This is a genomic window from Nocardia sp. NPDC020380 (genome assembly GCF_044386975.1).
In the GTDB taxonomy this organism is placed as follows: Bacteria; Actinomycetota; Actinomycetes; order Mycobacteriales; family Mycobacteriaceae; genus Nocardia.
This window is the reverse complement of the sequence record NZ_JBIRVQ010000008.1, coordinates 1-13685: the sequence shown is the minus strand read 5'-3', so window position 1 is coordinate 13685 and position 13685 is coordinate 1. Positions and strand designations below refer to the sequence as shown.

General features: G+C 66.5%; 12 protein-coding genes. 8 read left to right on the top strand and 4 right to left on the bottom strand.

All coding sequences use genetic code 11. The features are described from left to right. Positions 1–193 precede the first annotated feature (193 nt). Positions 194–1942, top strand: a complete 1749-nt coding sequence (locus ACH438_RS22610; RefSeq protein ID WP_397008281.1) for an NTP transferase domain-containing protein — start codon at positions 194–196, stop codon at positions 1940–1942. A 93-nt stretch (positions 1943–2035) separates the two neighbouring features. Here ACH438_RS22610 and ACH438_RS22605 read toward each other — a convergent pair whose 3' ends face one another. Both ACH438_RS22605 and ACH438_RS22600 read right to left on the bottom strand, forming a co-directional pair. Continuing rightward, positions 2036–2815 carry a helix-turn-helix domain-containing protein gene (locus tag ACH438_RS22605; protein ID WP_397008279.1) on the bottom strand — a complete coding sequence of 260 codons (780 nt, stop codon included), beginning with the start codon at positions 2813–2815 and terminating at the stop codon, positions 2036–2038. A 192-nt stretch (positions 2816–3007) separates the two neighbouring features. Continuing rightward, positions 3008–3421, bottom strand: coding sequence for a hypothetical protein (locus ACH438_RS22600; protein ID WP_397009182.1), 414 nt, complete (start codon positions 3419–3421; stop codon positions 3008–3010). A gap of 33 nt (positions 3422–3454) precedes the next feature. Between ACH438_RS22600 and ACH438_RS22595 the strand changes: the two genes are divergently transcribed. Next, positions 3455–3787: a hypothetical protein gene (locus ACH438_RS22595; RefSeq protein WP_397008277.1), complete on the top strand. Its 333-nt coding sequence runs from the start codon at positions 3455–3457 to the stop codon at positions 3785–3787. 9 nt (positions 3788–3796) lie between these two features. On the opposite strand, the gene ACH438_RS22590 is transcribed toward ACH438_RS22595, so the two are convergent. Then, positions 3797–4234, bottom strand: coding sequence for a YdeI/OmpD-associated family protein (locus ACH438_RS22590; RefSeq protein ID WP_397008275.1), 438 nt, complete (start codon positions 4232–4234; stop codon positions 3797–3799). Between the two features lie 356 nt (positions 4235–4590). On the opposite strand from ACH438_RS22590, the gene ACH438_RS22585 reads away from it, so the two are divergent. Genes ACH438_RS22585 through narI form a run of 4 tightly spaced genes read left to right on the top strand, consistent with a single transcriptional unit; the run spans position 4591 to position 11439 of the window. Beyond that, positions 4591–8334, top strand: coding sequence for a nitrate reductase subunit alpha (locus tag ACH438_RS22585; RefSeq protein WP_397008273.1), 3744 nt, complete (start codon positions 4591–4593; stop codon positions 8332–8334). Positions 8335–8345: 11 nt separating this feature from the next. Further along, entirely contained in the window at positions 8346–9998 is a 1653-nt protein-coding gene (narH, locus tag ACH438_RS22580; protein WP_397009134.1) for a nitrate reductase subunit beta, read from the top strand. Then, complete coding sequence (gene narJ / locus ACH438_RS22575; protein WP_397008271.1) at positions 9995–10708, top strand: nitrate reductase molybdenum cofactor assembly chaperone; 714 nt, start codon at positions 9995–9997, stop codon at positions 10706–10708. Before narH ends, narJ begins: the two co-directional genes overlap by 4 nt. Further along, positions 10705–11439, top strand: coding sequence for a respiratory nitrate reductase subunit gamma (narI, locus tag ACH438_RS22570; RefSeq protein ID WP_397008269.1), 735 nt, complete (start codon positions 10705–10707; stop codon positions 11437–11439). Before narJ ends, narI begins: the two co-directional genes overlap by 4 nt. Here the strand turns inward: narI and ACH438_RS22565 are convergent. Then, positions 11397–11897 carry a MarR family winged helix-turn-helix transcriptional regulator gene (locus ACH438_RS22565; protein ID WP_397008267.1) on the bottom strand — a complete coding sequence of 167 codons (501 nt, stop codon included), beginning with the start codon at positions 11895–11897 and terminating at the stop codon, positions 11397–11399. The two genes, narI and ACH438_RS22565, sit on opposite strands and share 43 nt — an antisense overlap. A gap of 96 nt (positions 11898–11993) precedes the next feature. On the opposite strand from ACH438_RS22565, the gene ACH438_RS22560 reads away from it, so the two are divergent. Then, on the top strand, positions 11994–13439 hold the full coding sequence (locus tag ACH438_RS22560; RefSeq protein WP_397008265.1) for an MFS transporter: 1446 nt from the start codon (positions 11994–11996) through the stop codon (positions 13437–13439). An 81-nt stretch (positions 13440–13520) separates the two neighbouring features. Next, a partial coding sequence (locus ACH438_RS22555; RefSeq protein WP_397009132.1) for an FAD-dependent oxidoreductase occupies positions 13521–13685 on the top strand: 165 nt, incomplete at its 3' end.

Here is a 13685-nt window from a genome sequence, read left to right as displayed (position 1 = left end):
GATACTGCCATACGTGATGGTGCCGAAGTTCAAAACATGATCATTTCTACTATGTTCCAGCGCGTAATGGGTAACGACATAGCACTGAGCAATTACATGGCTAGCTTACGATTCGGCGTATACGAAGGTCGGGAAGAATGGCGCAGCCACTACCATCATCGATCATGATCAGCAGCGCGCCGGATTCCGCCTCGTGACAACCGTCGACGCCATCGTGCTCGCCGGTGGCCGGGCGAGCCGGATGGGCGGCGTGGACAAGCCCGCGATCGTGGTGGGCGGGCAATCCATGCTGGATGCGGCACTCGGCGCCGTCGCCGGTTGCGCGCGGACCGTGGTGGTGGGGCCGCATCGCCCGGAGCTGCCGCCGGAAATCCTGCAGGCGCAGGAGATCCCGGCGGGCGGCGGTCCGGTGGCGGCCATCGCGGCCGGGATGGGAATGCTGGCGGGTTGCGAATTCCCGGCCGGGCATATCGTGGTACTGGCGGCGGATATGCCGTTTCTCACAATGCAGGCCGTGGACGAATTACTCATGCACGCAAGGGAATCCGGCGCGGACGCGGTGTTCGCGGCGGATGCCTCGGGGCGGCCGCAGTATCTGGTCGGCGTGTGGCGGCGGACGGCGCTCTGCGAGGCGCTCAACGCACTGGATTCCCTGGTGAATCGGCCGATGAAGGCTCTGGTGCCGGTGGATACCGCGCTGGTGCCGCTGCCCGGCGTGGACGACTGCGACACGCCCGAGGATGTGCGGCGGGCGCGCACCGCCGCCGCCCGGGCCGCGGAACCGCTCTCGCTCGACGAGGCGCGGGATATCCTGCGGCGCAGGACGACCCGGATTCCGGCGCGGCAACTGGCGGTGCGGGCCGCGCGCGGCGCCGCGCTGGCCGAGCCCATGCTCGCGGTGGCGGCGCTGCCGCGGTTCGACGTCTCGGCCATGGACGGGTACGCGGTCAGCGGGGACGGGCCGTGGCGGCTGCGGCGCGATATCGGCTTCGCCGGCGGGCAGCGGCCGGTCGGGCTGCTCGACGGTGAGGCGGTGCGCATCGCCACCGGCGCGCATCTGCCCGACGGGACCGGCAGCGTGGTGCGTGACGAATGGGTGCGGGTCGGGGACGACGGTTTCCTGTATCGCCTGCCGGACACGCCGATTCGCGATGATGTCCGGCGGCGGGGCGAGGATTGGCAGGCCGGGGACGAGGTGGCGGCCGCGGGCACGCCGGTGACGGCGGCGCTGATCTCGCTGGCGGCCAGCGCGGAGGTGAGCACCGTCGCGGTGCGCGGGCCGGTGCGGGCGCGAATCGTCATGACCGGGGACGAGATTCGCGGTGAGGGGCCCTTGCACGCCGGGCAGACCCGCGACTCCATCGGGCCGGTGCTGCCGGACATGCTGGCCTGGTACGGGATCGTCACGGTGGATCGGGTACACCTGCGCGATACCGCGAACGCGTTCGACGAAGTGCTCGCCGCGACAACGGATTGCGATCTGCTGATCATCGTGGGAGCCACCGGCGGCGGCGCGGCCGATCAGCTGCGGGACGCCCTGGATCGCACCGAGGCGCGAATGTTGTTGCGCCGCCTGCGACTACGGCCGGGTGGTTCCACGGTGGCGGCGCAATTGGATTCCGGCCCGGTCGTGATCGGCCTGCCCGGCAACCCGTATGCCGCGGTGGCCACCCTGCTCGCGCTCATCGATGCGATACTGGCCGGCCTCACCGGCGCGCCGCCCGCGCACCGGATCGTCGGCCCGCTCGCCAATGCCACCGAACTCGCGGGCCACGTCGCCCGCATCGTCCCCGCGCACGCCCTCCCGGAGGGCGGCTGGCACGGTGACCTCCGCCTCCGCACCGCCCACCTCGCCAACCTGCTCGGCCGCGACGGCCTGGTGATCGTCCCCGCCGACGCCACGGACGGCGACCTCGTCGAATTCATTCCGCTGCGCGGCTGATTCGAGCTCCGGTCGCGTCTTCAGCCGGCTTTGCGAAACAGCTCCTGTCCCGGGGTGCGCTTCCCCTGCACCCCGGGCGGGAGCTTTCCGCGGTCAGCCGGGTAGGGCGATGACCATGACCAGGTGGCCGGGGTAGGCGGTGCCTGCGACGCTGCCGGTTTGGGTGTAGTAGCGGCGGCGGGCGCCGGTGCTGGGGTCGCGGAGTTCGAGGGACCAGATGTGGGGGGCGAAGTCGACGCCGCCGTCGGCCCAGAGCTTGCGGAAGTGGGGGTAGACGGCGAGTTCGTCTATGAGGGAGAGGAAGCCGCTGCTACCTATTCGGCCCATGGTGCCGCGTAACCAGCGGACGGATTCGTTGACGTCGTTCTCCCAGTTGACCATGACGCGGCGGGACATGTCATTGCCGAAGTACCAGCGGAAGACATTGCCGTCGCGGGACATGCCGGGATAGGCGGCGTCCCAGCCGTCGTTGCAGGCCAATACATTGCCGCGGACATCCAGGTAGCCGGCCGGATTGGGACGGTGCAGGTCCAGGGCGGCGCGCATGTCGGGGGTGACGGCGGCGCGCAGCAGGGCGGCGTCGGGGATCTCGTTGTTCTCCAGCCCGGCCAGGTCGGCCAGCTGGCGGCGGTCGGAGAGGGTCAGGGGATTCAGCCGATCCAGGTAACGCATCAATGCGGTGACGACTTCGCGGGTCGGGTTTCCGCGATCGCCTTTCTCCAAATGCGTTATGTAACTTGCGCTTACGCCCGCATTGAAGGCCAGGCGTTCGCGCGAAATTCCGCGCGCGTCACGCAGCCGGCGGAGTAAGTTGCCGAAAGTGGGGGCCTCCAGCTCCGGAAAATCATTTCCCCATGCCGCATCGGCGGTCAACACCGTCCTCCTTCATCAGTTTGCACTCATGACGGATGGTTACATGGACGATGTCAGGAACCGTTCTTCCGGACAAATCCAATCAGTATCACCGGATACTCCTGTCGGTATATGTGTCTCTGGAATGCTGACACAAAACCGACCGGTATGACCTAATATTGCGCCCCGAATTCCAGGGGATACGCGAACGACTCACGCGCCCAATGCGAGCGGCCGCGGATCACGCACCCGGGCCCGTTCCGGATCGGGCGCGGGCACCGCGGCCAGCAATCCCCGCGTGTATTCCGCCCGCGGATTTCCGAAAACCGCTGCCGCCGAACCCGTCTCGACCACCGTACCGCGCCGCAACACACCCGATCCGCGACCTGATGCACCACGGCCGCGGCCAAGCGCCGCCCGGAAGAAGCCCGCTACAGCGAACGAGTCCGCATCCTCGCCGGCACCCCACCCCTGGAGCGCTACCGCTCCCAGCGCCTGATCGCCTACCGCGACTTCACCATCGCGGTCGAACTGGACGGCTACACCCCCGGCGACGAGGGCGTCCTGGTAGCCCACGGCGACCCCCTCGGCGGCTACCTCCTCTATATCGAGGACAACCACCTCCACTTCGGCTACAACGCCTACGGCCGCTACACCACCGTGGACGCCGGCGAAATCCCCACCGGCAGCAAACATCTCACCCTCTCCGCCATAGTCCGCCCCCACCTCCGCTGGGACTTCACCCTCGGCATAGACGGCGTCCGAGCCGCCCACCTCCCAGACCAAGTCCAACTGGTAGGCATGTCCCCCTGGACCGGCATCTCCATCGGCCTCGACGCCCGCGGCCCCGTCTCCTGGACCCTCCGAGACCGCCACGGCGTCTACCGCTACACCGGCACCCTCCACTCCGTCACCTACCGCCCCGGCGCAATCGTCGTCGACGAGGACACCCAGCGCGCCCTCGACTCCGAGGCCGAACTGGTCGCCGAGTGACGCGACGGGTCAGCCGCCGAGGGAGGTGATGATCTTTTCGATGCGGCGGGTGCGGGTTTCGGGGCGCTTGGCTTCGGTGACCGAGAGGGCGTGTTCCTTGCGGGTGGTGTAGCTGAGTTGGTCGAAGGCCGGGCGGAGGCCTTTTTCTTTCAGGGCCTCCGCCAGGTCGGCGGGGACCTCCACCGTGCGTTCAGCGGTGTCGCGTTCGACGGTGATGGTGACGGTGTCGCCGGGGGTCTTGCCGAGTTCGGCTTGGACGGCCTCGAGGATGCCCAGGCAGGGGCCGTTGCCCATATTGGCGATGGAGCCGGTGTAAGGGATGCCGTCGAAGGTGGCGCGGACGGGGATGCGGGCGCCGCCGCCGAGCGCTTCGAGAATGGGGGGCGGAATGGGGATGTAGGCGCCGCCGCGGTCCGCTTCCTGGATTGTGGCCTCGAATTGCTGCATGGGGACACCTTATTCCGGGTGCCGAGGCGCGTACGGAAGGTTTGCGGGCGACCCGCTGGCTAATTCTGCGCGTGTAAACAAATATTAAGTGCCGGAGAAGCAGTCGTTTCCGAAGGTTCACCGGGAGCGGGCCGAAAGGCCCGGCCAGACACCGGTTTCCGGTCTTGACGGGCGGTCTGCCCAGGTCGCGGGGGTGATCGAGGACTGCAGCCGCTATCGCCCAGTGACCGGGACATTGCGGCGATCTCACAACTCACAAGGGGCGTCAGCGCATTGTGAGAGAACCGTTTTGATGCCCGATGCCGCGTCCTTACAGTCGAGCCCAGCAGCCCGAATTCTCGACTCGAAGGGGCGTCATGGCCAACCCGCGGAACGGACATTCGTCCGCCGATGCGCTGCTTCGATTGGGGAAGTATTTCCATCGGGGTGAGGTGTCGCAGGACCTGCGCACCCTGCACAAGGTCGGCGGGCGCAGTGCCGACGAGTTCTACCGGGACCGCTGGTCACATGACAAGGTCGTCCGCTCCACCCACGGCGTCAACTGCACCGGATCCTGCTCGTGGAAGATCTACGTCTCCGACGGCGTGATCACCTGGGAATCCCAGCAGACCGACTATCCCTCGGTGGGCGCGGACAAACCCGAGTACGAGCCGCGCGGCTGCCCGCGCGGCGCCTCCTTCTCCTGGTACACCTACTCCCCCGCCCGCATCCGCTACCCGTACGTGCGCGGCGTCCTGCTGCAGCTCTACCGGGCGGCGAAGGAGCGGCTCAAGGATCCCGTGCTGGCGTGGGAGTCGATCGTCGAGGACCCCGAGCAGGCGCGGGCGTACAAATCCGCGCGCGGCAAGGGCGGATTCGTGCGCGCCGAATGGTGGGAAGCCGCCGAGATCGCCGCTGCCGCACACGTTTACACGATCAAGCAGTACGGGCCCGACCGCGTCGCCGGGTTCTCGCCGATCCCGGCCATGTCGATGGTCTCGCACGCCGTCGGGGCGCGGTTCATCTCGCTGATCGGCGGGTCGATGCTGTCGTTCTACGACTGGTACGCCGACCTGCCCGTCGCGTCACCACAGGTGTTCGGCGACCAGACCGATGTGCCCGAGTCCGCGGACTGGTTCGACGCCGGATACCTGATCATGTGGGGCTCCAATGTCCCCGTGACGCGAACCCCGGACGCGCACTACATGACCGAGGCCCGGTATCGCGGCCAGAAGGTCGTGGTGGTGTCCCCGGACTATGCCGACAACACCAAGTTCGCCGACGAATGGGTGCCCGCCCGGCCCGGCACCGACGCCGCCCTGGCCATGGCCATGGGGCACGTCGTGCTCAAGGAGTTCTTCGTCGATCGGACGACGCCCTACTTCGACGATTACGTCAAGCGCTACACGGATCTGCCCTACCTCGTCGTCCTCGATGAGCGCGAGGGCGGCTGGAGTGCGGACGGCGAATATCGTGGCCGCACTTACGCGCCCGGCAAATTCCTCACCGCCGCCGACCTCGGCGATACCGGCGAAGGCGTGGAGTTCCAGACCGTCCTGCTGGATGAGAACGAAATTCCCTTCGTACCCAACGGCTCTCTGGGCCACCGCTTCACCGAGGCGGGCAAGGGCCGCTGGAATCTCGACCTGGGGGACACCGATCCCCTGCTGACCCTGCACGGTCGCACCGATGGCGTTGCGGCCGTGCAGTTTCCTCGCTTCGACGGGCCGCACGCGGGTGTGCTCACCCGCGGCGTGCCGACCACCGTCGTGGCGGGGCGGACGGTGACGACGGTGTTCGATCTGCTGCTCGCCCAGTACGGCGTGACCCGGTCCGGCTTGCCCGGCAGCTGGCCGACCGGTTACGACGATGCGAACGAGCCGTACACCCCGGCGTGGCAGGAATCGATCACCGGCGTCCCGGCCGTCCAGGCCGCCCGCATCGGACGCGAATTCGCCGACAATGCGGCGCGTTCCAAGGGCCGGTCCATGATCCTCATGGGCGCGGGCACCAATCACTGGTTCCATTCGGATCAGATCTACCGCTCCTTCTTCACTCTCACCCTGCTCACCGGCTGCCAGGGCGTGAACGGCGGCGGCTGGGCGCATTACGTCGGGCAGGAGAAGTGCCGGCCGGTAACCGGCTGGGCCACACTGGCTTTCGCCGCCGACTGGCAGCGCCCGCCACGCCAGATGCAGGGCACGGTGTTCTGGTATCTGACCAATGATCAATGGCGCTACGACCCGTTCACCTCGGAGACCTTCGCGTCGCCGCTGGGCAGCGGCACGTTCTCGGGGCGGACCGCGGCCGACAATATCGCGCTCGCTTCCCGGCTGGGCTGGATGCCTTCCTACCCGACGCTCAATCGCAATCCGCTCGACCTGGCCGACGAGGCCGAGGCGGCGGGAAAACCCGCCGCGGAATACGTGGTGGACGGCCTGAAGTCGGGCGACCTGCGTTTCGCCTGCGAGGATCCCGACGCGCCGGAGAACTTCCCGCGCTGCCTCACCGTGTGGCGCGCCAATCTGCTCGGCTCGTCCGGCAAGGGCAACGAGTACTTCCACAAGCATCTCCTCGGCGCGGACTCCAACCTGCAGACCGGCGAGGCCGAGGGCGTGCGCCCGCAGGAACTGGAATGGCGGGATCAGGCCGCCACCGGGAAGCTGGATCTGCTGCTGTCCCTGGACTTCCGCATGACCAGCACCACCCTGTTCTCCGATATCGTGCTGCCCGCCGCCACCTGGTACGAGAAGCACGACCTGTCCTCCACCGATATGCATCCGTTCGTGCACGCCTTCTCCCCCGCCATTTCGCCGCCGTGGGAGGCCAAAACCGATTTCGAGGCCTTCCATCGCATCGCGCGCGGCTTCTCCTGGCTGGCCGAGAAGCATCTCGGCGTGCGCAAGGACATTGTCGCCATGCCGCTGCAGCACGACACCGCCGATGCGCTGGCCCAGGCCGGCGGGCGCGTACTCGACTGGAAGAAGGGCGAATGCGAGCCTATCCCGGGCAAGACCATGCCGAAACTGGTTGTGGTCGAACGGGATTACCCGAAGGTCGCGGAGAAGATGGCGGCGCTGGGGCCGCTCGTGGAAACGCTCGGCGTCACCACCAAGGGCGTCACCACCGTGCCGGACGCCGAGGTCGAATACCTGAAGGGCGTCAATGGCGCCGTGATTTCCGGTGTCGCGCAGGGCCGCCCGTCGCTGGCCAAGGACACGCATGCGGCCGAGGCCGTTCTGGCGCTGTCCGGCACCACCAACGGCCGGCTCGCGGTGGAAGGCTTCCACGCGCTGGAGCGGCGCACCGGAACACAATTGGCGGATCTGGCGGCCGAGCACGAGGGTAAGCGCATCACCTTCGCCGATACCCAGGCCCGGCCGGTGCCGGTGATCACGTCACCGGAATGGTCCGGCAGCGAGACCGGCGGGCGGCGCTATTCGCCCTTCACCATCAATGTGGAGCGGAAGAAGCCCTGGCACACGCTGACCGGGCGGCAGCATTTCTACCTCGATCACGATTGGATGATCGAGATGGGCGAACAGCTGCCGATCTTCCGGCCGCCGCTGGATATGACGGCCTTGTTCAGTGAACCCGGGATCGGGTCGGTGAACGAGAACGGTTTGACCGTGCGCTATCTGACGCCGCATTCGAAATGGTCGATCCACTCCGCCTATCAGGACAACCTGCACATGCTGACGCTTTCGCGCGGCGGGCAGGCCATCTGGATGTCGGATGTCGACGCGGCGAAAATCGGTGTTGCCGACAATGATTGGATCGAGGCGATCAATCGCAACGGCATTGTCGTCGCACGCGCGATCGTGTCGCATCGCATGCCCGAGGGCACCGTATTCATGTACCACGCGCAGGACCGCGCCGTGAACGTGCCGCGCGTCGAAGGCACTGCGGCACACAACGCCGAAGGCACCGAGAACGTGAAGGCGGGCAAGGGGAAACGCGGCGGCATCCACAATGCGCTGACCCGCATCATGATCAAGCCCTCCCACCTCATCGGCGGGTACGCGCAGCAGTCCTTCGCGCTCAACTATCACGGCCCCACCGGGAATCAGCGTGACGAAGTCACCACCATCCGGAAACGCTCGCAGGAAGTGGAGTACTGATCATGCGCGTCATGGCGCAACTGGCCATGGTCATGAACCTGGACAAGTGCATCGGCTGCCACACCTGCAGCGTCACCTGCAAACAGGCCTGGACCAATCGAGCCGGCACCGAATACGTCTGGTTCAACAATGTGGAAACCCGCCCGGGACAAGGCTATCCACGCCGCTACGAGGACCAGGAGAAATGGAAGGGCGGCTGGACCCTCGACCGCAAGGGGCGGCTGACCCTGAAATCCGGGTCGCGGCTGAAGCGACTGCTGAACATCTTCGCCAATCCGGACCTGCCCACGGTCGCCGACTACTACGAGCCGTGGAGCTACGACTACGACACACTGCTGTCCGCCCCGCAAATGGACACCACGCCGGTGGCGCGGCCCAAATCGCTCATCACCGGCGCGGACACGCAGGTCACCTGGGGTGCGAACTGGGACGACTCGCTCGGCTCCGGGCCGGAGCAGGTCGGACGGGATCCGCTGCTGGCCAAGCTGTCCGAGCAGGTGAAGCTCGAATTCGAGCAGACCTTCATGTTCTACCTGCCGCGGATCTGCGAGCACTGCCTCAATCCGTCCTGCGCGGCCTCGTGTCCTTCCGGAGCGATCTACAAGCGCGCCGAGGACGGAATCGTGCTCGTCGATCAGGACAAGTGCCGCGGCTGGCGGCAATGCGTCACCGGCTGCCCGTACAAGAAGATCTACTTCAACCACAAGACGGGCAAGGCGGAGAAATGCACTTTCTGCTACCCGCGAGTGGAAGTCGGGATTCCGACCGTGTGCTCGGAGACCTGCGTCGGGCGGCTGCGCTATATCGGCGTCATGCTCTACGACGCCGACAAGGTGCTCGAGGCCGCCTCGGTCGAGAACGATGCCGAGCTCTATCCGGCGCAGCTGGGCGTATTCCTCAATCCGCACGACCCGCGGGTGATCGCGGAGGCCGAGCGGGCGGGCATCTCCCCGGAATGGATTGCCGCCGCACAGGATTCACCGGTCTACAAGCTGATCGTCGATTACCGGATCGCGCTGCCGTTGCATCCGGAATACCGGACCATGCCCATGGTCTGGTACGTGCCGCCGCTGTCACCGGTGGTGGATGTGCTGTCGGAGACCGGGCACGACGGGGAGGATCACGCCAATCTGTTCGGGGCCATCGACGCGCTGCGCATTCCGCTGGAGTATCTGGCGGAACTGTTCACCGCCGGTGAGATCGAACCCGTCCGGTCCTCGCTGCAGCGGCTGGCCGGAATGCGGGCGTTCATGCGGTCGATCAATCTCGGGCAGGAACCGGATCTGTCCATACCGGAGTCGGTGCAGCTGGAACCCGAGGAGATCGAGGCCATGTACCGGCTGCTCGCCATCGCCAAATACGAGCATCGGTATGTGATTCCGTCGGGAGCGACTTCACGGGCGCACGAGCTCGATTCGCTGGCCACGGGATGCAGTCTCGATACCGATGGCGGGCCGGGGATGACGGCATACGACTATGTGGCCGACAAGTTCCATCTCAGCGACACCAATGGTGCGGCGCCGGAGGAGAAGTCGGCTCGCATCAATCTGCTGAACTGGGATGGGAAGAGCACCGACGGGCTGGTGCCCGAGAGTAACGGTAACGGCCACAATGGATCTCCTATCGCCGAGCCGGAGCCCGAACCCACCGGGGCGACGCGATGAGTCTGCTGAAACTGCGGCGGAGGCCCGAACCCGTCGTCGCCATGAGCGATCCCGAGCGGCGATTGGTGTGGCGTATGGCGGCACTGCTGCTCGACTACCCGGACCAGCGGATCCTCGCCATGCTCGGCGAATTCGAGTCCGCGGTAACCGAATTGCCCGCGGAGATCCGCCCGCACCTGGAGAATTTTCTCGCTCATCTGCGCGGCGCCGATCCGATCGAACTGGCTCAGCAGTATGTCGAGACCTTCGATATGCGCCGTCGTGCGAGCCTGCACCTCACCTTCTACGCCTACGGCGATACGCGTAAGCGCGGGCTCGCCCTGCTGCGGTTCAAGCAGACCTACCGGCAGGCCGGTGTGGAACTCGACGACACCGAGCTTCCGGACCACCTGGCGGTGCTGCTGGAGTTCGCGGCGACCGTGGATCCGATCGGCGGAGAACGCCTGCTCGGGGAGCACGTGCCGGTGCTGGAGCTGCTGCGGCTCTCACTGTCCGACAGCGGATCTCCGTATGCGAGCCTACTCGTGGCCGTCACCTCCACGCTGGCGCCGGTCACCACCGCCGATCGGCGTCGTATTGCGGAACTGGCCGCGCAGGGGCCGCCCGAGGAGGCTGTAGGTCTCGGTCGCTCCGCAGGCTCCGCTCCTGCCGGCCTCGAGCCGTTCGCCATGGACCCGCTCGCTTTCACCGGATCGGAATCGCGTCGATGAACTCCACCGTCTGGCTGGCCCTGCCGTATGTGGCCTTCACGTCGTTCGTGCTCGGGCATCTGTGGCGGTATCGCACCGATCAGTTCGGCTGGACCACACGGTCTTCGCAGGTGTACGAGTCGCGGTTGCTGCAGCTGGGGAGTCCGCTGTTCCATTTCGGCATGCTGGGGGTCATCGGCGGGCATGTGCTCGGGGTGCTGATTCCGGAGTCGTGGACGGCGGCGGTGGGGGTTTCCGAGCACACCTATCACGTGGTCGCGGTATCGGCGGGATCGATTGCGGGCGTTGCCGTTATCGCCGGGATCGGGATCCTGCTCTATCGGCGGTACACCGTGCCGGCCGTGCGGAAGGCCACCACCACCAATGACAAGGTGATGTACGTGCTGCTGACCGGGGCGCTCGTCACCGGGCTGCTGAATACGGTCGGCAGCAATCTACTGTGGGGGACCTACGACTACCGCGAGACCGTGTCGCCCTGGTTCCGTTCGCTTTTCAGCGCGCATCCGGAGCCGGGGCTCATGGTGGGGACGCCGTGGACCTTTCAGGCGCACGGGCTGATCGTGCTGACACTCATCGGTTTCTGGCCGTACACGCGGCTGGTGCACATGTTCAGTGCGCCCGTCGGGTATCTGGTGCGGCCGTATGTCGTCTACCGCAGCAAGGAGCAGAACGCGGCCGACAAGCGGCGTTACGCGCGGGCCTGGGATGCGCCGGTGCTGCCGCCGCGGTAGTTCCGGAGTCGTTCGGTGTGCCGCTCCTGGATGGCGGTGTTGGTGCGGAGGAAGTCGATGACCAGTTCCAGTTGCGGGACATCGTATTTCGCGCCGATGGTGGCCGAGCCCTCCTCGATGAGTGGGCCGATCAGCTCGTAGATGCGTTGTTCCGCGGTGTCGGTGAGGCGGACCACGACCTTGCGGCGGTCGACCGGATGGGGGCTGCGGACCAGGAGGTCCAGCTTGGCCAGGCGGTCGAGCATGGCGGTGACGCTGCCGGTGGTGAGGGCCAGTTTGACGCTGAGTTCGCGGGGGGACTGCTCGCCCTCGGTGGTGAGCAGTTCCAGACAGCGCAGGTCCGTCTCGTTGACGCCGAGCAGGCGGGCGGACTCGCGGTCGTAGTCGTCGACCGAGGCCTGGTAGGCCTGTACGGCGACGCCCAGGTCGGCGAGGGTTTTTTCCATTTCGCTTGACATTCGAGACACTTCCTCGGATTCTCTAGAAATAGCTTGAGTATCAAGATACACGGGCTTCAAGAATCATCATAGTCTAGAGAACTCGGGAGTCTCCGCATGTCCGCCACCACACCCGCCGCCCTCGACGCGGCACCACTGACCACGCCGTATCCGAAACGCTGGGCGGCGGCCACCGTCATGATCGTGGCCGCGCTGCTCGACATGATCGACGGTTCGATCGTCAATACGGCCTTGCCCGCCATCGGGCGGGGACTGTCCGCCACGCCTACGCAGTTGCAGTGGATCGTGTCGGCTTATCTCCTCGGTTTCGCCTCGACGTTGATCATTGCCGGACATCTCGGCGATCGGTTCGGGCGTAAGACACTGTTCCTGACCGGCGTCGGCGGGTTCGCGGCCGCCAGTCTCGCCAGCGCGCTCGCCGGCGGGGCCGCGGAACTCATTGCGGCGCGCGCGATTCAAGGGGTCGCGGCGGCGGTGATCATGCCACAGGTACTCGGGTCGTTCCGGACCATGTTCGGTGACGAGGAGCGCGGGAAGGTGTTCGCGATCTACGGCGCGATCGCCGGATCGGCCGTCGCCGCGGGCGTATTGCTGGGTGGCGTGCTGACCGATCTGGATCTCTTCGGCTGGGGGTGGCGGACGATCTTCGCGGTCAATATTCCGCTGGCGGTGCTGGTGATCGGGCTGGGCGCGCTGTGGATTCCAGGTGGCGGCGAGCGCGTTCGAGGGCGAATCGGGTTGCCGGGCAATGCGGTTCTCGCGGCAGCCCTGGTCGCCGTGGTGCTGCCGCTGGTCGAGGGGCGGGCGCACGGGTGGCCGCTGTGGGGGTGGATCTGCCTGGGCGCAGGCGTTTTCGGGTTGATCGCGTTGAGCATCGTGCAGTCGGTGCGCGGGACCGCGCATCCGCTGTTGCCGCTCGGTTTGTTCCGGTCGCGAGCTTTCAGTGCGGGGCTCGTCATCCAATTGCTGTTCTACGGCGCCATGTCGGGGTTCATGCTGGCCTTCACCATCTGGTTGCAGACGGGGCAGGGTTATTCGCCGGCGCAGGCCGGGCTGCTCATGGTGGCGTTCAGTGGGGGGACGTTCCTGACCGCGCCCATGGTCGACGGGCTGCTGGCGAAGTACGGGCGCGCGGTACTGGTAGCCGGCGGACTCACCTTGGCCGGAGGGTTCTATTGGGTGCAGGTCGCGGCTCAGCATTCCGGCGAGATCCACACTGCCGCATGGCCGCTCGTTCCCGGGCTGCTGGTCGCGGGTGGCGGGCTCGGGTTGTTGATCGTGCCGTTGGCGAACATCGTGCTGAGCGCGGTGCCCGCCGAGAGTGCCGGTGGCGCTTCGGGATTGTTCAGCACCGCCCAGCAGTTCGGTGGCGCGCTCGGGGTGGCGGTGATCGGGAATGCGTTCTTCGCGCATGCCGGGAGTGGACTGACGAGCGGTATCGCGCATGCCGGGCCGTGGGCGGTCGGGGCGCTGCTGGTATGCGCGGCGCTGTGCCTGGTGTCGCCGCGGATCACCGCAGGTCAGCACGCCTCCGAGATTTAGCTTGACAATCGAGTTACTTGTAGTTCAAGCTATTAATAGCTCGAAGAACGAGATACACAACTTTCAAGGGAAGTGGTTTTCATGCGAGTCCTCATCATCGGCGGCGGCACCGGCGGCATGTGCCTGGCACACGGACTGAACCAAGCCGGCATCGAGGTCGCGGTCTACGAACGCTACGGGTCGCGCCGCGACGGCCTCTACGGCTACCGCGTCGGCATCGACCCCACCGGCAACCGCGCCCTCAAA

Excerpts from the sequence above, each read along its gene's own strand:
- ACH438_RS22560 (WP_397008265.1), top strand. The coding sequence starts at position 11,994 with ATGTCCGCCACCACACCCGCCGCCCTCGACGCGGCACCACTGACCACG.
- ACH438_RS22565 (WP_397008267.1), bottom strand. The coding sequence starts at position 11,897 with ATGTCAAGCGAAATGGAAAAAACCCTCGCCGACCTGGGCGTCGCCGTA.
- narJ (WP_397008271.1), top strand. The coding sequence starts at position 9,995 with ATGAGTCTGCTGAAACTGCGGCGGAGGCCCGAACCCGTCGTCGCCATG.
- narH (WP_397009134.1), top strand. The coding sequence starts at position 8,346 with ATGGCGCAACTGGCCATGGTCATGAACCTGGACAAGTGCATCGGCTGC.
- narI (WP_397008269.1), top strand. The coding sequence starts at position 10,705 with ATGAACTCCACCGTCTGGCTGGCCCTGCCGTATGTGGCCTTCACGTCG.
- ACH438_RS22585 (WP_397008273.1), top strand. The coding sequence starts at position 4,591 with ATGGCCAACCCGCGGAACGGACATTCGTCCGCCGATGCGCTGCTTCGA.
- ACH438_RS22590 (WP_397008275.1), bottom strand. The coding sequence starts at position 4,234 with ATGCAGCAATTCGAGGCCACAATCCAGGAAGCGGACCGCGGCGGCGCC.